At 43.6% G+C, this 20,378-nt stretch carries 12 protein-coding genes; 9 read left to right on the top strand and 3 right to left on the bottom strand.

The genetic code is table 11. The features are described 5' to 3' along the window. Positions 1 to 79: 79 nt before the first annotated feature. The 3 genes from gltX to lgt all read left to right on the top strand — a co-directional run bounded on the left by gltX (position 80) and on the right by lgt (position 5,943). Positions 80 to 1,570 (top strand): glutamate--tRNA ligase, encoded by a 1,491-nt coding sequence (gene gltX, locus BG260_RS03430; protein ID WP_069130552.1) that lies wholly within the window; start codon positions 80 to 82, stop codon positions 1,568 to 1,570. A 164-nt stretch (positions 1,571 to 1,734) separates the two neighbouring features. Then, positions 1,735 to 4,839 (top strand): AsmA family protein, encoded by a 3,105-nt coding sequence (locus BG260_RS03425; RefSeq protein WP_069130551.1) that lies wholly within the window; start codon positions 1,735 to 1,737, stop codon positions 4,837 to 4,839. A 78-nt stretch (positions 4,840 to 4,917) separates the two neighbouring features. Further along, the gene (gene lgt / locus BG260_RS03420) at positions 4,918 to 5,943 is read left to right on the top strand and encodes a prolipoprotein diacylglyceryl transferase (protein ID WP_083750075.1); all 1,026 of its coding nucleotides are present in this window, start codon (positions 4,918 to 4,920) and stop codon (positions 5,941 to 5,943) included. Positions 5,944 to 6,011: 68 nt separating this feature from the next. Here lgt and BG260_RS03415 read toward each other — a convergent pair whose 3' ends face one another. Together BG260_RS03415 and BG260_RS03410 are read right to left on the bottom strand one after the other, a co-directional pair. Then, positions 6,012 to 7,025, bottom strand: coding sequence for a porin (locus tag BG260_RS03415; protein WP_141691504.1), 1,014 nt, complete (start codon positions 7,023 to 7,025; stop codon positions 6,012 to 6,014). Positions 7,026 to 7,115: 90 nt separating this feature from the next. Beyond that, a complete protein-coding gene (locus BG260_RS03410; protein WP_069130549.1) occupies positions 7,116 to 8,117 on the bottom strand; it encodes a hypothetical protein in 1,002 nt (333 codons plus the stop codon). 350 nt (positions 8,118 to 8,467) lie between these two features. On the opposite strand from BG260_RS03410, the gene BG260_RS03405 reads away from it, so the two are divergent. From BG260_RS03405 to BG260_RS03390, 4 genes are all read left to right on the top strand, one after another. Further along, positions 8,468 to 10,390, top strand: a complete 1,923-nt coding sequence (locus BG260_RS03405; protein ID WP_069130548.1) for a heavy metal translocating P-type ATPase — start codon at positions 8,468 to 8,470, stop codon at positions 10,388 to 10,390. A gap of 113 nt (positions 10,391 to 10,503) precedes the next feature. Next, the gene (locus BG260_RS03400; RefSeq protein WP_069130547.1) at positions 10,504 to 12,747 is read left to right on the top strand and encodes a S9 family peptidase; all 2,244 of its coding nucleotides are present in this window, start codon (positions 10,504 to 10,506) and stop codon (positions 12,745 to 12,747) included. Positions 12,748 to 12,885: 138 nt separating this feature from the next. Beyond that, on the top strand, positions 12,886 to 14,238 hold the full coding sequence (gene trkA, locus BG260_RS03395; RefSeq protein ID WP_069130546.1) for a Trk system potassium transporter TrkA: 1,353 nt from the start codon (positions 12,886 to 12,888) through the stop codon (positions 14,236 to 14,238). Further along, positions 14,231 to 15,745: a TrkH family potassium uptake protein gene (locus BG260_RS03390; protein ID WP_069130545.1), complete on the top strand. Its 1,515-nt coding sequence runs from the start codon at positions 14,231 to 14,233 to the stop codon at positions 15,743 to 15,745. Before trkA ends, BG260_RS03390 begins: the two co-directional genes overlap by 8 nt. Position 15,746: 1 nt before the next feature. Here the strand turns inward: BG260_RS03390 and BG260_RS03385 are convergent, their stop codons facing one another. Further along, a complete protein-coding gene (locus BG260_RS03385; protein WP_069130544.1) occupies positions 15,747 to 17,444 on the bottom strand; it encodes a potassium channel family protein in 1,698 nt (565 codons plus the stop codon). A gap of 281 nt (positions 17,445 to 17,725) precedes the next feature. On the opposite strand from BG260_RS03385, the gene BG260_RS03380 reads away from it, so the two are divergent. Together BG260_RS03380 and rlmN are read left to right on the top strand one after the other, a co-directional pair. Further along, entirely contained in the window at positions 17,726 to 18,976 is a 1,251-nt protein-coding gene (locus BG260_RS03380) for a hypothetical protein (protein ID WP_141691503.1), read from the top strand. Between the two features lie 46 nt (positions 18,977 to 19,022). Continuing rightward, positions 19,023 to 20,138 (top strand): 23S rRNA (adenine(2503)-C(2))-methyltransferase RlmN, encoded by a 1,116-nt coding sequence (gene rlmN, locus BG260_RS03375; RefSeq protein WP_069130542.1) that lies wholly within the window; start codon positions 19,023 to 19,025, stop codon positions 20,136 to 20,138. Positions 20,139 to 20,378: the final 240 nt, after the last annotated feature.

The raw sequence follows: 20,378 nt of genomic DNA, 5'->3' as shown, positions 1-20,378 counted from the left end.
GAATCGGATTTCATTAGCCTTCGTTCATAAATCCACGTATTTTTAAAAGCTAACTAAATTTCACTTTAAAACAAGTTTCATGGAAGGATCAGTACGCGTGCGTTTTGCACCATCACCCACAGGATTTTTGCACATTGGCGGTCTCCGAACTGCTCTCTACAACTATCTCTTTGCAAAATCCCAAAGCGGTGGGAAGTTTATTTTAAGAATTGAGGATACCGATCAAAGCCGATATGTGGAAGGGGCAGAGCAGGATATCATCGATTCATTGAAGTGGTGCGGAATGGAAATTGATGAGGGCCCCAACGAAGGTGGAGATTTTGGCCCGTACCGACAGAGCGAACGAAAAGAGATCTACTCTGAATACGCCCGGAAACTGATCGACGAAGGCAAAGCCTACTACGCATTCGATACCACTGATGAGATCGATCAAATGCGGGAGCGTCTCAAAAAATCGGGAAATCCATCTCCTAAATATGACGCTGTTACACGCCAATCGATGAAAAACAGCCTCACCCTTCCGCAGGATGAAGTGGAAAAAAGACTTGAAGCCGGCGATGAGTATGTCGTTCGACTGAAAGTTCCCAGACGCGAAACCATCCGTTTTGAAGATCTGATTCGCGGCCATGTCTCTTTTGAATCTAAAGGTTTGGACGATCAGGTGCTTTTGAAGTCAGACGGTATGCCGACGTATCATCTAGCAAATGTTGTGGACGATCACCTGATGAAGATCTCACACGTCATTCGGGGTGAAGAGTGGCTCAGCAGTACGCCGAAACATATCCTGCTCTACCAGGCGTTTGGCTGGGAAGCTCCCAAAATGGCGCACCTACCGCTGATTATGTCACCCAGCGGTGGAAAACTCTCCAAACGAAAAGCTGAAGAAGAGGGAATTCCGGTAAATACAAAAGAGTATATTAAGCAGAATTACGAACCGGAAGCATTAGTCAATTTTCTTGCGTACCTCGGGTGGAGCCCCGGAGACGACAGTGAAATCCATAGCCTGAACGAACTTTGCCACCTCTTCTCACTCGATCGTGTGAGCAAGGGCGGAGCGGTGTTTAACCACAAAAAATTACTGTGGTATAACGAACACTATCTGCGTGAGGAGACCGACAAGTCAATTGCAGAACGTTTGAAGCCGATTGCCAAAAAGAGAGGAATTGAGCTTCCGGATGAAACGTATCTGATCGAAGCCATTTCATTGCTTAAAGATCGGGTCAGTAAAATTGACGAGCTGCTCGATATGGGGCAATTTTTCTTTAACGACCCCGAAGAGTATGATGAAAAAGCAGTTAAAAAATGGAAGGGCAACAGTTCAGGCCTTGTCGAGCAATACAAAGAGAAGATTGCCAAACTGGATGAAGATGAGTTTAAAGCAGCAACGCTGAAAAGCCAGCTTGAAGAGGTAATAAACGCAAACGATGTCGGTTTTGGAAAGTTGATGATGCCACTCAGAATTGCGGTTACCGGGCAGGGTTTTGGCCCCGACCTCTTCGCTTCGATGGAACTTCTCGGTAAGCAGACTGTCATACAACGGATCGACACGGCTCTTAAAAAGCTAAGTTGATTTATTTTATATATTTGCCTTTTAAGCCTGTTGTATCTCTCTTGATAGAACAGGCTTTTTTATATCCCGCTGATAAAATTTAACATTACCCAAAAGAGCAGACTCCAAATATTAATAAATCCTGTTATCTTCAGATAAAACGGATCAAATTTAATGAGAGACATATGAAAACCTTTGTCAAGATTTTAGCCGGCGTTGCCATCTTTTTTGTAGTTGTCGTAATCGCCCTCAACTTATATTTTACCGATGAACGTCTGAAAGGGATGATACTGCCCGAAATCCAGGAGCTGACAGGCAGCGAAGTTCAGGTAGAACGAATGTCATTAACATTTTTCAGAACATTCCCTCAGTTTGGCGTGGAACTCGAAAACTTTCTATTCCCCACACCCCAGGGCGACACCCTCGCTTCGGCTGAGGAGCTGTTGGTTGGAGTTGAGCTTTTCCCGCTGCTTCGAAGTGAACTGTCCATTTCACGGCTTTCACTAAATCGGCCGGAAATCAACTACCACGTCTATCCCGATTCTACCACAAATATCGATTTTCTTCTTCAACTTGCCGAAGAAGAGCCCACAGATGTTGAAGAGTCTGACGGAATGACGATCACCATTCCGCAGTTTACGATCCGTGATGCCCATATTCGCTATAACGATGAAACATCCGCCACATCTGTTCTTCTTGAAGGTTTGAACGCTGATATTTCCCTGCGATTTGCCGATCTGATCGAAAGTACTGTTGACGCACAACTCGCCTCTCTCAGTGCAACTGTTGATGAGACACGCTACGTGCAAAATCTCTCACTCAGCCTAAACCAAACCTCAACAATTGACCTCGATAATGAAATTCTGAATTTAACCGAAGGGACATTTTCAATCCGCGGCTTAGCTCTCAATCTTACCGGCGACATCAGGAACTGGAGTTCCGATGCTCCCGGAATCAATCTCCAATTTTCATCCTCTTCCGATAATTTCGGAGAACTTTTACGACTGGCGCCTCCACAGTTTGATGAAGTTTTGGCCGGATTGGAGTCTCGGGGATCCCTGCGATTAGAGGGCTCCGTTTCCGGAGGGCTCACGGAAGGAACCATCCCCCGATTCGACATGATGGTGGATGTGGCCGACGGATATCTGCAGAATCCTGACCTTCCGGATGCCATTCAGGATATCATTATTCAGGCGGAGATTAATAATGATCTTGCCACTATTCGAAATTTTCAGGCAAGGGCGGGAGACAACACAGTAACCATGAATGGTTCTGTAGAACGCCCACTGGAGAACGATGCCGTTTTTTCACTGGAGCTGGATGGTGATGTAGACCTTGGAACAGTCAGTAGATTTTACCCTATCGAAGAGTTTGGTGTGGAACAGCTGGCCGGTATCCTTGAAGCCAGCGCAAACGCCAATGGGCGAGTTGATCAGCCCGAAGAGGCCACCTTTTCGGGACGATTTATACTCTCGAACGGACGATTAAAATATGCTGATGTTCCCCGCCCAATCGAAGATATTGAAGCCAATATCGACGCCAATCAGGATCAGATAACCATCAACAGTTCGGGACTGCGTGCCGCAAGCAACCGGTTTACCATGTCGGGCTCCATCCTGAATCCTTTGAATGAGAACACGCGTTCGGTCGATCTGTCAGCCGATTTGAATTTTGATCTGGCTTCAATCAAAGAGTTCTACCCGATTGACGAAGACACCCTGATGATGAGGGGTGAGCTGGATGCAAATATCAGACTTCAGGGCCGACCCGACCCCGAACAAATCGAATCCCTCCTTCAGCAGAGCCGGATTGAATTACGAAACGGATATGTTGCACATCAATCAGTAGCGCGTCCCATTGAAGAGATCACATTTATTGCCGAGGCAAGTGGTACCCGCCTGGCCATAGAGAGTGCCCGATTCAGAACTGGAGAAAACGCCCTTTCGATGAACGGATCCATAACCAACTACCTGAGTGAAGAACCTGACTTCGATTTAACATTTGATGGCAATGCTGTTTTTGGTGACATCTCAACCTATTATCCGCTGGAACCGTGGATCAATGAATTAACAGGCAACGCTGTCATGAACCTGAATGCGAGAGGACCGGCCGGAGATCCCACTCAAATCGCTCTAAACGGTTCACTTGTCGTGGATAATGTAAATGCAATCGGCGACTCTATCCCACTGCCAGTGACTAATCTACAAGGCACACTCAATATCAATCCACAAGCGATGGTGCTGGAAGAGTTTAGCATGAACTATGGAACGTCAGATATTGGCCTGGAAGGCTCCCTTCGCCGATACCTTGGCTTTTTGGAAGAGAGCCACAACTCTACCGCAACCATGCCAAACATTACCGGTAACTATTACAGCCGGTTTCTCAATTTAGATGAGATGATCGATTGGGAAGAAGAGACCGATGATGAACCCCTCCCGATCGACCTCCCGTCGATTACGGCTGACGTTACCGCCCAAATTGACAGCTTGGTCATTTTCGGTATCCCCATTACTCAAATTTCAGGATCAGGCCGAATGGATCCGGATGAAATTGTACTTGATGAAGCTGAAGCCACTCTTTTTGAAGGTCAGGCAAACGGTATGATGCTCTGGAGGGTTCCCGATCCCCTTCGAACCAACATTCGATTTACCGGATCGCTCACCGACCTGCGAGCACGAGCTTTCTTCAGAGATTCAGGATTTATGGGGAGTGAAAGCACATTTCATCAATATATAACCGGACTATTCAGTTCAGACTTTGAGTACTACTCAGAACTGGATGAAACAGCCTCCCCTGATATGACAACAACCGAAGCTGAAGGTACTTTTGGAATTACCGAAGGGCGGATCGAAAATCATCCGATCCAAAGAAGGCTGGCTCAATTTCTGCGTGCGGATGAACTCAACCGGATGAACCTGGACGAGTTTACGGCCACCTTTTCCATCCGCGATACAGTATTGACACTCGAAGATTTCAGGCTCACAAGCGACAACATTGGTATGGAACTGGAAGGCACCCAGCATATGATTTCTGATGAAATCAACTATAAAGCAACGTTATTACTGCCTGAACGATTTAAAAGAACCATTGCCAGTGTAATATCAACTGAAGCTGCCGATGCACTTCAGCGCGAAAATGGTACATTGGCTGTACCTGTACTCATCACCGGCACCTCTGAAAGTCCACAAGTAAGACCCGACACCAGCGTGATTCAGGACATTATTCGGGAACGCCTTCGTGAAGGAGCCGGAGACGCTTTGCGCAGACTTTTCCGCAGAAATGGATCTTGATTCATAACCAAGAATTTGCATGCAGCTTCGGGTGCTCTTTTGTATTTTGATGCACTCCATTCGCAATCAACCATTTTTATGAATACCGAAAACTTTATCGTCTGGGATTTTGACCCGGTTCTCGTCAATATTCCCGAAATTACTTTCCCGTTCCCCATTTCTATCTGGGGGCTCGTTATAGCCGCAGCGCTGATCTATTTCGGCTGGAGCAAAATCAAACCACCCTCTCAAAAAGGTGAGCCGGCTGAACCGGAAAAATGGAAGGCTGCCGGCCTCGTTATCGGGGCATTTATTGTGGGACAACTGCCATTTCTATTCCTGGACTCCCCTTCAATCAACTCTTTTGGACCTCTTGAGCCAAGATGGTATGGATTGATGTTTGCCATGGCATTTATGAGCGGTTATTTCATCGGGTTAAAAATGTACCGGGATGCAGGACGCAGCCAGGAGGAGCTCGACCGACTCCTTATTTACGTCATCGTGGCAACGGTTATTGGGGCTCGACTGGGTCACGTATTTTTCTACAACCCGGAATACTTTCTCAGAAATATTCACCTTATTCCGCAGGTTTGGACCGGCGGGCTTGCCAGCCATGGTGCCGCGATCGGAATTATCATCGCGATGTACCTCTATGCAAAACGAACAGCCAATACCTCATTTATGTGGGTGGCAGACCGAGTGGTTCCCGGTGTAGCAATCGGAGGTATGTTTATCCGGTTTGGCAACTTTTTCAACTCCGAAATTGTGGGAATCCCAACAGAACTGCCCTGGGCTATCATTTTTAAAAATTCCGCCCATCTTACAGAAGCTGAACGGCTCATTCCCCGCCATCCATCCATGCTCTATGAAGCGTTTTTATGCATCATCGTTCTCGCAATTCTCTGGGTGATCTATAAAAAGTATAAAGCCAATCCACCTGAGGGTTCACTTTTCGGGACCTTCCTGATTACCCTCTTTACCGGACGATTTCTGATTGAATTTACGAAAGCAACTCAGGCTGATTTTCTGGAGAGCGCCATGTTTGATATGGGCCAGCTCCTAAGTATCCCGTTTGTTCTGATCGGAATCTGGATACTATGGAAAAAGGTAAATTGGAAACAGTAGTGTACTAAACTAAAAAATGAGGGATGGTTTTGCCATCCCTCATTTTTTATAATCGGGTTTACGATTTATCAAAAGTAGAATTGTAAATTCGCTGAAATTCCGGCCTGATCATCAATTACATCATTCAGTTGGTATAAGCCGTTCAGCTGAAAGCTCACAAGCTCCGTCATTTGATAGTTCCAGCCTGCGACAATCCTGTCAGATGTGGGTATAATCACCTCTCCTGAGAGATAATCCCACCTCAACAACAGATCACTTTTTTCTGTCGCATGAACTCCTACAGTTCCATAGAATCCCGTAATCGTCTCTTCCAGCCCCAACGCAAGATCATCGAACCGGGTTTCTAAAAATTCAACGGTTCCAAAAAATTTACTTCCGCTATATTTAATGAACGCTCCGTAAATCAACCGGTCACCCTCAGAAATCCGGTTTGTTCTTCCCACCGACTCCATCTCTGACGTATTAATGGCACCATTCACACCAAAGTCGAGCCCTCCGGCTTCGTTCAGATCTGCGGAATAACCAAATCGTGCGGTGTATAGAAAACGGTTGTCGTTATTGCTCATCTGGCGGCCGTTACCATTGTAAATTCCAATGCGGTAATTAAACCCTTCAGATTCCCCCAAAAATGTCACCCCCACTTCACGGGAGTTCATCATGGCTCCCACTAGGCGGGCCCGGTTTACAAAATCTGTTGCTGCCGGACTTGGGTCTAAATCTGCACTCAAAAAGGGTTTAAAAGCACCGGTTACTATTCGGAAATTTTCAGAAAATTTATACCCAATTTGAGCATCCATAACGCTTGGAGATCGGCGGAAATCGAGCTGAAGTCTGTATATGAAGTTGCTTGGCAACTCTCCTTTAATATCCAGCCGGGTTGCACCCAGGCCAAACTGCCTGCCTCCGTTAAAACTGTCGTCCTCAAAGGAGAAAGCCCCAACTGATTGCAATAGAAGCCCTACATTAAACTCTTCCGATTTTAGCCTGTCTTTCATGTCGTTCACTGTGGCAGAATCGGACTGACCATAAGCCAGGGAGAATGTCATAAACACAGCAATAATAGATACCATCAAATATTTCATACTGTCTGATTTTGTTTTTTTGTTAGCTCTTTTCTTATCGGCTTCATCAGTCAAACCCTTAAATCTGGGTGTGCCTATTGTAATAAACTGTTAGAAATAGAATTGAAAGTTTGCCGACACTCCCGCTTGATTGTCTGTTACATCGTTGATTTGATAGAGTCCGTTTAATTGAAAGCTTACGAGCTCATTAATCTGCCGGTTCCAGCCAAATACAAGCCTGTCCGAATCTTCATTACCGGACACATCAAACGAGAGGTGGTCCAGTCGAATCAGAAAATCATCCGATTCTGTGGCATGAATTCCGGCTGTAACGTAATAACCTGTGATTGTCTCTTCAACCGTTGTCGTAAAAAGGTCAAAGCGCGATTGCAAAAACTCTGCCGTGCCAAAAAATTGATCTCCGGAATATTTAATGTAGGCACCATATATGGATCGGTCTCCGGCCGAAATCAGCTGAGTGTTTCCAACCGATTCCCCTCTTGTTCTGTTGAGAGATGCATTAATACCGGTATCAAATGTCTCATTACGAAAACCAAGTCGTCCCGTATATAAAAATCTGTTGTCATTTGACTGACTAAAACCGGTACCGTTATAAATTCCCGCACGATAGTAGATACCGTCAAAGTCGCCCAGAAAAGTTAAACCGGTCTCTCTGGCATTCACCATTGCGCCAACTACCCGCGCCCGATTAATCATGTCCGTACTGGCAGGGCTTGGGTCCAGTTCCAGTACCATAAACGGTTTATTCGCACCTGCAATCAATCGGAACATTTCAGAAAACCGATAGCCAACCTGAGCATCCAGAATAGATGGTGTTCTGTTTAACTGAAGCTGTAACCGATACATGTAATTATTTGGAAGTGAGCCTTTAAAGTCGAGCAGCGGTGCCCCGATGCCAAATTCACGTCCTCCATTAAAATCATCGTCCTGAAATGAAAATGCCGCCGTTGACTGCAGTAGCATAATGACATTGAGTTCTTCAGATTTGAATCGATCTTTCATTCCGTCCAAAACAGACGCTGAGTCGTTCTGAGCAATCACGACGGAACTTATTGAGAGTGAAATAAAAAGGAATAGCAGTATCTTTTTCATTGTGTTCTATTGACTTCAGTTTTTGATATTATCTACCCCAACCTGTTGATGATTTTTTTGGTATCCGGCAGCTGTTTACACCGGAAGTTCACACCTTTTGGGGTTGAATGAAACGGGGAATGTTAGTCACTCACCTTCTTATAAGTTTTGTGGAATTAACAATAGTCCACTATGTTCAATTGGGTTGATAATCCGTTTATACTTGGATATTGAGCGGTGTAAATCCTCGTAAAGGTAAGGATGATTTAGGAGCTTATCATATCTTACAAATACCAAACTAACAATCACTTCACATAATTGTTGTAGCTTACTTGTTAGTACAGAACTATTTACCCCGAAACTGATCACCTATGGCGCACTCTCATTCAAATGGTACAAGAGAAATTATTTTAACTGCGCTCTGTGCCGTAACACTTATTTTGGGAATTGTTTCTGAACACACTGAGATTCTGCCGAAATCTTTGGCTATCTGGTTCTATCTTTTATCATATGCTACCGGTGGCTACCAAGGGTTGATTGAAACGATTGATAGTCTTCGAAAGTTTGAGCTGAATATCGATTTCCTGATGATTGCAGCTGCATTGGGTGCTGCAGTATTGGGAGAATGGATTGAGGGTGCCACACTTCTTTTTCTGTTTTCCCTTAGTGGAGCTCTCGAATCATACGCCCTGGGCAAAAGCCGAAACGCCATTCACTCTCTGCTTGAGCTGCGCCCCTCACAAGGTTTACGAAAAAATGATGACGGAGCCGAAGAGCTCATACCGATTGAAGAGCTCCGGGTTGGAGACATAGTGATTGTAAAACCCGGTGAGCATATCCCGATAGATGGCAAAGTAATAAAGGGACAGACCACCGTTGACCAGGCAACGATTACCGGTGAAAGTATACCGGTATCAAAAGATGTGGGAGATTCCGTTTTTGCTGCCACTCTTAATGAAAATGGTGTAATTGAACTGGAGGTAACAAAACCTGCCAAAGATACAACCGTTTCTAAAATCATAGACCTGGTCGAAAGCGCTCAAAAGAACAAAGCAAAAACCCAGCGCTTTCTGGAAACGTTTGAACCAAGATATGCAATTACCGTGATCACTGCGGTGATTCTGTTGATCTTCATTCCCTGGCTGGTATTGGGACACGATTTCGACCCCACATTCTACCGTGCCATGACGGTGTTGGTTGTTGCATCACCCTGTGCGCTCATCATAAGTACGCCTGCATCGATCATATCTGCAATCGCCAACGGTGCGAAAAGCGGAATTTTGTTTAAGGGAGGAGTACATGTTGAACAAACCGTAGAGATCGATACAATTGCCTTTGACAAAACCGGAACTTTGACTCTCGGAAAACCTGCCGTTGAAGATGTGATATTCTACAATGCCGGCTCAAACCTTTTTGAAACAGAAGGTGATAACGTGAACAAGCTCCTTGCTTTAGCCGCCGGATCTGAAATGCACTCTGAGCACCATTTGGCCGAAGCCATTATTAACAAAGCCGGCGAGTTAGATATTGAACCGCATCAGGTAGAAAACATGCAGGCAACACCCGGACAAGGCGTAAAGGCCGAATGGGAAGATCACACCATATCGGTCGGCAATTTAAAAATGTTTGAAGGTCAACTTGACAGCTGGAATCGGAAAATCAAAGAGAAAGCAGCAGAACTTCGTTCAGAGGGTAAAACCGTCGTTTTTGTTGCGATGGATGGTCAGCCTCAAGGCCTGATTTCTCTGGCTGATCAGATTCGACCCGACTCGAAAATGATGCTCCAAAAGCTGAAAAGTGAAGGGATCAAAAAAGTTGCAATGCTAACCGGAGACAACCTCGGAGTGGCAGAAGCGATTGCCGGGGAACTCGGTATCGATGAGATTTACGCTGATCTGTTACCCGAACAGAAAGTTGAAGTTATTAATAGAATGAAACAGTCAGGAACGGTTGCAATGGTGGGCGACGGGGTAAACGATGCACCCGCACTAGCTACAAGTGACCTCGGAATCGCAATGGGAGCTGCCGGTACAGACGTAGCGCTCGAAACTGCTGATATTGTATTAATGGGTGATGACCTCAGTAAACTCCCATATCTACTGAAACTCTCCAGAAAAGCAAAAAAAGTTGTTTGGCAAAACATAGGCTTTAGTCTTTCGGTTATTGTTGTGCTACTGTTTGGTGTTTTTTTGATCGACCTCCCGCTCACACTTGGGGTTATTGGCCATGAGGGGAGCACTCTGCTCGTGGTTCTGAATGGCCTTCGACTGCTCGGAAGCAGAAACCTGACGTAGAAGCGTCTTTTAAATTTTCCTTATCAGCAGAATATTTACTTTCTTATCACTACGTGGAACCGTAAGGTGCGTGCGGGAATTGCGAATTATCCCATAAATCAGATACACAGGTTATGGAGTCGAAAAATTACGACTGCAGATCACTGCTGCTGTTATTATGTCTGTCGGTGCTTGCATACCACCCCACAGAAGCTCAGAACAATCGTACATATCAAAGTCTGCAGCATGCTCTTTTTTCAGGTGGCCAGTTAATCGGGGAGCGTGGGCCGAAGAACGTTAAATGGATAGCTGAAGGTGAATCCTTCTCCTATTTGGAACAAAATTTGCAGCATTTCGCTCCTGAAATTCGAATTTATAATCCTGCAACCGAAACAGATACCCTTCTTTTTCACCCGGCAGAGTATACATTTCCCGACTCAGACATCCCTTTTCACTTCGAAAAATATGAGTGGTCAGATGATGGCAAAAAGATCCTGTTTCAAACCAACTTCAGCCCGCAATACCGCTATTCGGGATCTTCAGATTTCTACCTTTTTGACCGCGAGAGTGATGATCTCAACCTGATTACCTTTTCTGCCCACAATGCTGAAATCTCCCCGAATGGTCAATATATCGCCTATCATCGTGATGGAGAGATGTTTCTTTATGAGATCAGCACTGAGAGCTCCCAAAAATTAACAACCGGTTCCGAACCTCACCTCTATAATGGACGATTTGGATGGGTGTATGAAGAAGAGTTTGGGCTGGCTCAGGCATGGGAGTGGAGTCACGACAGCAGATATATTGCTTATTGGCAAACAGATGAGCGACATGTGGAACGTTTTATTTCGACCGATTATGAAGGAACCTATCCCGAATACACAGACATCCCCTACCCAAAGGCCGGAAGTGAGAATCCCTCTATTAACATCGGTGTGATTGATATCGAAACAGGCCGAAACCATTTTCTTGATGTTGGCAATGAGGGCGGTTTAATTCCTCGTATTTACTGGACAGCTAATTCAGGAGAACTGGCTGTAATCTGGATGAACCGTCAGCAGACAGAACTCAAACTCTACCTTTTTGATGTAAATACCGGCCAAAGAAAAATGGTTTATGATGAGAAACCTGAATGGGGATGGATTGACATTTACCTCTCTCCCGAAGGGTTGAAGAATATGTTCTACTTTCCGGATGACCGGCAAGAATTTTTCAGGATTTCGGATCGAGACGGCTTCAACCACATTTACCGCTATGATTACAATGGCACAATGCTTAATCGAGTAACAGAAGGAGCCTGGGAGGTAACAAACCTGTTTACAATCGATACAGAGGCCGAAACTATTTTTTTCGAATCGACAGAGCAGAGTCCTCTTGAGAGAGATCTTTACTCAATCCGTTTTGATGGTTCAGAAAAAGTTCACTACACCCGGCAGGCTGGAAGGCATAACATCAATATGAGCCCGAATGGAGTGTACTACATTGATAAGTGGTCTGATGTTACCACGCCGGTAAATGTAGAACTCTACACCACCCGGTCACCCGGCAAAAAGTTAGTAACCTTTACGAAAAATAAATCTGTTCAGTCACATATCGAACAGCTTGCGTATCAGCCGAGGGAGCTCTTCAGTTTCAAAACAGATTATGGTGTTGACCTGGACGGCTATCTGATCCGCCCACACAATTTTGATCCGGACAAAACCTACCCGCTTATTTTGATGGTTTATGGAGGTCCCGGCTACCAGGGAGTTATGAATGAATTTGAAACCTCAGCTTGGGTACAGTACCTCTCTCAGCAGGGTTATGTAATTGCCAATGTAAACAATCGCGGAAGCGGAGGGTACGGTCGAGATTTTAAAAAAGCCGTTCACAAAAAACTTGGCCTGCTGGAAGCAGAAGATTTTGCCGCTACAGCAAAATATTTGGGACAGTACGACTGGATCGACACCGGCAGGATTGCTATTCGTGGCCACAGTTATGGGGGATTTATGGCCGCATTAACACCTCTTCTCTATCCTAATCTGTTCAAGGTAAGTTTGGTCGGGGCACCGGTAACAGATTGGAGGCTCTATGACACCATCTATACCGAACGGTATATGGGACTGCCCGAAGAGAACCGGGAGAATTACAACCAAAGTTCTATCATGCCGTATGCAAGCAGCCTCAGAGCCAATATGTTGGTTGCCCATTCCGCGATGGATGAAAACGTTCACATTCAAAATACCATGCAAATGGTTACCGCATTTGTAAATGCCGGGAAAGATGTTGATTTACGAATTTTCCCAAAAGGCCAACACGGCGTTATATATAATGAACAGAGTTATTTGTTACTGTATAAAGTCTACACCGATTACCTCAACAGACATCTCAAACCTTAGTCATTATTTTGAGTTTTTGTAACTACCCCAAAGGTTTACTCAGCGATTTGCAAATAGAATTAAATAGAAAGATTTTATTCCACATTTATCAGATTAAACCATAAGTTTGACTGTTCTCTAACTTAATCATCAAGCACATTGAAAATACTTATTGCAGGTGCCGGGGAAGTTGGATATGAACTCAGTAAAGTCCTTTCTGAGGAGAGGCATGATGTAACAGTGATGGATGAAAGGCAGTCATGCCTGCAAAGAGTTTTAGAAAATTTGGATGTTCTCGCTGTTGAGGGGAACGCAACATCCCCAAAAGCTTTGGTACGTGCCGGTGCACATGAAGCCGATATGATGGTAGCCTGTACGAGCGTGGATGAAGTGAATATTATTGCATGTATGATGGCTAAACGTCTCGGTGTCAGGTCAGCTATTGCACGTGTTCGAAATGATGAACTCTCCCAAAAAGATGCCCCAATTACCCCCTCCGAACTTGGAATTGATGTACTGATCCACCCTGAAGAGAGTGCAGCTACTGAAATTCACCAACTTATAAAGCGCGCTTCTGCGAGCGATATTGTACCCTTAGCCGAAGGCAGAATGCAGCTTATTGGGATCAGGGTTGAAAAGAATGCCGGCATTATTGACAAAACACTTCGGGAGCTGGCTGTTGAATATCGTAATGAAACGTATCGAATTGTTGCCATATCAAGAAGAGGCACTACCATTCTTCCTACCGGCCAGAGCCGAATTATGCCCCTCGATCACATCTTTGTATTGTCAAAAACGGAGGGAATTGAAAAACTGGCAGCAGCTACCGGCCATGAAGGTGAACATATCAGAAATATCATGGTAGCCGGAGGAAATGAGGTTGGCAGAATTCTCTCAAAAAAACTCTCCGCAGACAAACAAAATTGGAAAATAAAACTTATTGAACCTGATAAGGAGATTGCACAGGAACTGGCGGGGGAACTTCGAAATGTATTGGTTCTCCATGGCGACCCGACCGATCCAAATCTGCTTGCTGTTGAAGGAATTCAGGAGATGGATGCATTCATATCCGTAACGGAGGATGAAGAGTCGAATATTATTTCTGCCCTTATGGCTAAACACCTTGAAGTAAGGAAAACAGTTGCACTGGTATCGAAATCTCAATATCTGCCACTTAGTCAAACCATCGGGATCGATTCCATTGTAAACGTAAAAGCAGCTGCAACGGATGAAATCCACCGTAATATCAGACAGGGTAATTTACTGACTGTAAAAGGATTGCACGGGATTAATGCGGAAATCATTGAAGTAGAAGCCGGAAATAACTGCGAAATTCTCGAACGCCCGCTAAAAAAGATTCAATTTCCTGCAGGTATGATTATTGGCGCGCTTGTAAGAAATGAAGATCTGGAGATCGCAACCGGCGATACAGTTATCAAGAAAGGAGATCGAGTCATTTTGTTTGTTCAGCCTCAGGCAATCAAAAAAGTTGAAGAGCTGTTTCATGATTGACTTACTGTATCAAACATCAAATAGGCCCCGAATAGATTTTAAAATTGTGACGGGAATCATGGGAGGGTTGGTATTCTTCCTTGGAGTTGCCATGCTCTTTCCTTTTTTTGTTGCCCTTTTTTATAACGAACCCTCATGGGCAGCTTTTCTCTATACGGCTGTTCCTTCTATGCTGATTGGAGCGTTGCTTTTCTACCTCTTTAGACCACAGTATGAACTTAGAATGCGCGAGGCTTTCCTCATTGTAACGTTAACTTGGTTTATAGGATCATTAATCGGTGCTTTCCCTTTTACCCTATCGGGCACGTTACAAAGTTACACCGATGCCGTTTTTGAAACGATGAGCGGTCTCAGTACAACAGGTGCAACTATTTTTGGAGGAGCTACAAGTGACGGAGTTCAGAATCCGGCCATCGAAGATCTTGATAAAAGTCTGTTGTTCTGGCGATCGCTCTCCCATTGGCTGGGCGGAATGGGGATTATTGTTCTCACACTAGCCCTTCTTCCACTATTAGGGATTGGAGGGATGCAGCTCTTTAAAGCAGAATATTCAGGCTCAACGTCCGATAAGCTTACTCCCCGTATTCAAGAAACCGCACTACTCCTATGGTCAGTCTATGTTGGGATGACCTTTGTACAGTTTCTGCTACTGTGGGCTCACCCATCCATGGATTGGTTTGAGGCAATTAATCACTCATTCTCTACTCTTGCAACCGGTGGTTTTTCTACCAAAAACGGGTCCGTTGCAGGATTCGATTCTCTTTATATAGATTTAATCGTAACCATATTTATGTTCCTTGCCGGAATTAACTTTGCCATGCATTTCAAACTATTAAGTGGTGATGCAAAGAGCTTTTTTGAAAACCGGGAGATTCGTTTCTACACTTTACTTACGCTGCTATTTATAGTGTTGATTTCCGGCGGCCTTTGGCTGATCGATAACTATCAGTTCGGAGATGCCCTTCGATACGGTTCGTTTCAGGTGATATCAATTCTAACCACCACGGGTTTTGGAACCAACGATTACGCCCTCTGGATGCCATTCACATCTTTTCTTCTTTTCCTTCTCTTTTTTACCGGAGGAACAGCCGGTTCTACAGGCGGAGGGATTAAAATGATCCGAATTTTGATCATATTAAAAAATGTTGGGCGTGAATTTAAACAGATTATTCATCCACAGGCAATCATTCCTGTTCGCTTAGGCAACCGGGTAATTGAGAGCTCTATTCTTAAAAATATACTCGGTTTTTTTGTGGTCTATTTCATCATATTTGTCATAGGTTCCATTATTATGAGCTTTATGGGCTACGATTTCATGTCGGCCATGGGAGCCAGCATCGCGAGTCTGGGAAATATTGGCCCGGCTTGGGGAGAATTTGGCCCCACAGATAACTTTGCAGCTGTTCCATATGCGGGTAAGTGGGTACTGCTCATCCTCATGATGATCGGCAGGTTGGAGCTTTTTACCGTTCTGGTAATTTTTACACCGTGGTTCTGGAAAAATTGAGTCAGTCTAAAAATCGATCAGTAAACAATTTCTCGCCCTCATTTGATCCGATGATTACAATTTCGTCTCCTAACTTCAGCTCTCTGGATGGTGGAGGGTTCACAAGCATTCTTTCATTTTTACAGTTAATGGCAATCACAGTACAGCCTGTCTTCCTCCTTATGTCAGATTCAACCAATGATTTTCCGGCCAACTTTTCGTCTACCTTATAGTTAAAAATATTCAAGCCTTCCGCCAGCATAATCACATCTTTGTCTTCCAGGATATTGAAAATGGAACTGGACCCCATGGATGCGTACGACATCACAAAATCTGCGCCCGCCCGGTGCATGGTGTTTACATTTCTTTCGTAGGTAGCCCGGCTTATAATCTCTATATCTGGTTTTAATTGTCTGCAGTAGATGGTCAGATAGATGTTTACATCATCATCGTGCGTTGTAATCAATACTGTATGAGCTTTTTCGAGGCCTGCCTTTTTAAGAACATCGATATCTGCAGCGTCTCCATGAATATATTTGCCATTATCGTGCGTGCTCACTCGCTCAGGATTTTTGTCAATGATTCTGTAATCAACCTGACGCTCTTCCAGGCTTCTGGCTGCTGCCCGTCCTACTCTTCCGGCACCTATGATCACAACCGGTTCATCTGAAATATGATAGATACTGACTACTTCATCATAATTGCGGAGTTGTTCAACTGTTCCGGCTAGTACCAATACACTCTCATTGTTTATCATGGTGTCCGGTTCAGGGTGGATAAATTCACCTCTTTCCCAGATACCCACTACATTTACCCCGATATTTTCTCTAAGATTACTCTCCTTCAACGTTTTACCGATCAGGGGAGTCTCTTTCACAGTTGCTTCTCCAATCACCAGATTATCAATGTGGCCAATTACATGAACCCTGGCATTTCCACCTAGTGTACGTCTTGCAAGAGCTCTGCCCAGCATATCTCCGAGCTGAATAACATGGTTGGCACCGGCCAGTTTGAGTACATCCACAGAGTCGATAGAATTGGCTGATGCCACAATTTTTATTGATTCACTAAACTCCCGTGCTGTAAATGTAACATTTGTATTGATTGTATCGCTGTCTGCCGCTACCAGCATGGATGCATTTTTGATACATATCCGTTGATAGGTCTCATAATCTGTAGGGTCAAGATTTACAACCTTATAGTCCAGATCAGAAAGGTCAAGAGCTTTTTGGAGATCGGGTTCCAGAATAACATAATCTATTTTGTAGGAGGTCAACTTTTTTATCAATGCCTCTGTAACTGCTGTCAGCTTGGTAATCACTACATGATCTTTTGTATTAGGATCCAGAAATTTTGGTGCACGAGCCTGATTTTGAGCTTTCATCCAGGGAGCATAAAAAAACTCAATAAAGGTAAATGGCAGCATTACAAGCAGAAACAGTACGCCGGAAAACAGAACCAGCATAGAGAACACTTTCCCAACATCTGTAGTGAATACAATATCACCAAAACCCAGAGTTGACATGGTAACAATAACCCAGTAAAAGCCGGTCAGCCAGGAAAAATCCTGTCCTTCATACGCTGCTACATAGTGAAAAGTAATAGAGTAAGTCACATATAACAGAAAGAGAACTCCAACAAACTTCAGCAGTTTTTTAACGTTTGTCTTCGTCCGCCTGTTAGCAAAAAAGTAAGAGAGCTGCGATCCTAAAAACTTCAATGAATGCCTCGTAAGTTGTTCATCTATTTATATACCAAAAAAAGAAAATTACTGCGATTTACATAAAACCAAGGTCACATGTAGCTCCAGTTCATCACGGATGATAATCAAACCATAGTTAATGGTAAAATTCATATATGAATTGTTAATTCACCAATACAATTAATCATCGGTATTAATTACGGTTTTCAAAGGTATCCTCTGAATTTATTGGATATTCATCCCTTTAAATGATTACTTTTGAGTGCTCTAATGAAAGCTTACAAACTTAATGTAATTCAGTGTTCCGCAACGTACTTGTCACATTCATCTTACTGCTTTTACTTCCGGTAATTCTGACGGCTCAAAATAGTAATCCACTGGGCCCAATCCCCAATGTATATCTGGATTGTGGCTCCTGTGATGTGTCCTACATACGTTCAAATATAACGTTTGTTAACTATGTGAGAGATCAGGATGATGCCTCTATCTATCTCCTCATAAATGACCTTCCTACTGGAGGTGGAGGCCGGGAATATACTCTTATATTTTCTGAAATAGGTGCTGACTCAGAACAAGCAGACACACTGAGATATGTATCTTCAAGCACTGATTCCAACGATGAACGGAGAATTGGGCTAAATCGATACATCAAGATTGGTCTGATGCCGTATGTAACCAAAACGGTTGCTATACGCTCTCTTGATATTTTTTATGAAGCACCTGAGGAAGTTGATACTGATGAAGGTGCCGACATTGCAGACCCATGGAATAACTGGGTTTTTGATGTGAATGTAAGTTCAAACTTAAACGGACAGTCCAGTGAAACTAACTTTGGTTTTTACACAGGACTTGAAGCTGAACGAACCACACACACCTGGAAAATCAGGAGTCACCTCAGGGGTGAAATTCGACGCAGAACACTTGATGTGTCAAGCGGCACATTAAACATCAATCGTGATTGGGGAAATTTCTGGCAGATGTTTGGATACAGCCTGAGTGACCACGCCACCGTTGCGCTTTTTGCAAGCGCTCAGTTCAACCGAACCAATAATATTGCACTGCATACCTATGTAGCACCGGCTTTTGAATATAATTTCTTCCCATATAGTGAATTCCAGGAACGACGGTTTATTGTACAGTACCAGATCACCCCAATGTTCCGCCGATATTACAACACAACCATATTTGGTAAAGATGAAGAACTGATCATGTCGCAGGAGCTTTCGACCCGTTTAAGATATGATCAAAGATGGGGAAGAATTGATGTTCGAATATCCGGGTTAAACTATTTTCACGACACAGCCATCAATCGTTTCGAAGTGAATCCGTCATTCAATATTCGAGTCATGCGTGGGTTGTCTCTCAGCCTCTCAGGAAGATATCGTGTTATTAATGATCAGCTTTCACTTGAAGGAGCGGTGGATCCAGATGATCCTGAGAATATTATAAGTGGAGGGCAGCGCCCAACATCATTTGATTATAGTATCTCATTTGGTCTCTCCTACACATTTGGCTCTATTTACAATAATATTGTAAATCCGCGATTCTAATAGCTTACGGTATCATTTTCGCTTCATTGTCCGTAACTTTGTGGCTATGACAAAAGAGCAATTAGATACGATAAAAAAGACCGATCTCAAATCCTTAACCAAGCAAGAACTTTCAAACTTTTTGGCTGATTTGGGCCTTGCAAGTTATCGTTCCGATCAGGTATTTCAGTGGCTTTATCAAAAGGGTTCATCTTCATTTGATGAAATGACGAATCTTTCCAAAGATCTTCGTTCCCGTCTTAAAGAGATTGCTGAAATTAAACGGATTAAAGTTCACAGTAAGCAAGAATCAAAAGACGGGACTATTAAATTTCTTTTTGAGTTGGATGACCCCAATGCCTATAAGGTTGAAGCCGTAATGATCCCTGACTTCTATGCTGATGGTGTGGCTAATCGTTTAACCGTCTGTGTATCCTCTCAGGTAGGCTGCATGTTTGGTTGCTCATTCTGTGCCACGGGTAAAATGGGATATTTCAGAAGCCTCACTCACGGAGAGATTGTTGATCAGGTACAGATTATTAATGAATTGACAGAAGAGAAATTTGATAAAAAAATTACCAATATTGTTTATATGGGGATGGGTGAACCCCTCCACAACTATAAGGCTGTTGTAGAGTCTGCAAGGATTATTTCAGATCCGATGGGCATTGACCTATCACCTCGCAGGATTACAGTTTCTACAGTGGGTCTAACGAAGCAAATCAAGCAGCTTGCTGATGAAGAAACTGGAGTTAATCTTGCAATTTCCCTTCACGCTGCTGATGATAAAAAGAGAGATGAAATTATGCCCATTAATGAATCTTTAAATTTAACCAAGCTTGAAGAGTCTGTTAAATATCACTTCATGAAAACAGAGAAACCGCTTACCTACGAATATCTACTGTTTGATGAATTTAATGATACACCTCAGGACGCGCATAATTTGGTTAAAATAGCACGGTGGGTACCATCTAAAGTAAATATTATCATGTACAATAATGTAGCTGGGGTTTCTCTTAAACGTGCACGCGAAGAGCGATTAAATAAGTTTATGAGAATATTGGCTGATCATGGTGTTACTGCTACAGTACGAAGAAGTAGAGGGGATGATATAGACGCCGGTTGTGGTCAGTTAGCTATTCGTGAAGGCCAGGAGAAAGGAAAAAGTTTAGCTAAAGCCTGATATCAATCATACCTTATTACGTTATATTTATTTAATCAGAGTGGTAATACACCAAATCTTATCTAACAGTAAATATTTACTAAAATAAAGTTGTACAAACTTTACTGATCATTAAAGTATTAATGAACTGTATAATCAGTTGTCTGTCTGAGAGATCTAAGTTTAGATATCCTATCGATAGGATAATTTTTTAAACCAAAAAAGCCCCTGAACGCATAGCGTTAGGGGCTTTTGGAAAAA

The organism is Rhodohalobacter halophilus (genome assembly GCF_001715195.1).
GTDB classification, from domain to species: Bacteria; Bacteroidota; Rhodothermia; order Balneolales; family Balneolaceae; genus Rhodohalobacter; species Rhodohalobacter halophilus.
Note: the sequence above shows the minus strand (reverse complement) of the source record. Positions and strands in the feature narration are given on the sequence as shown.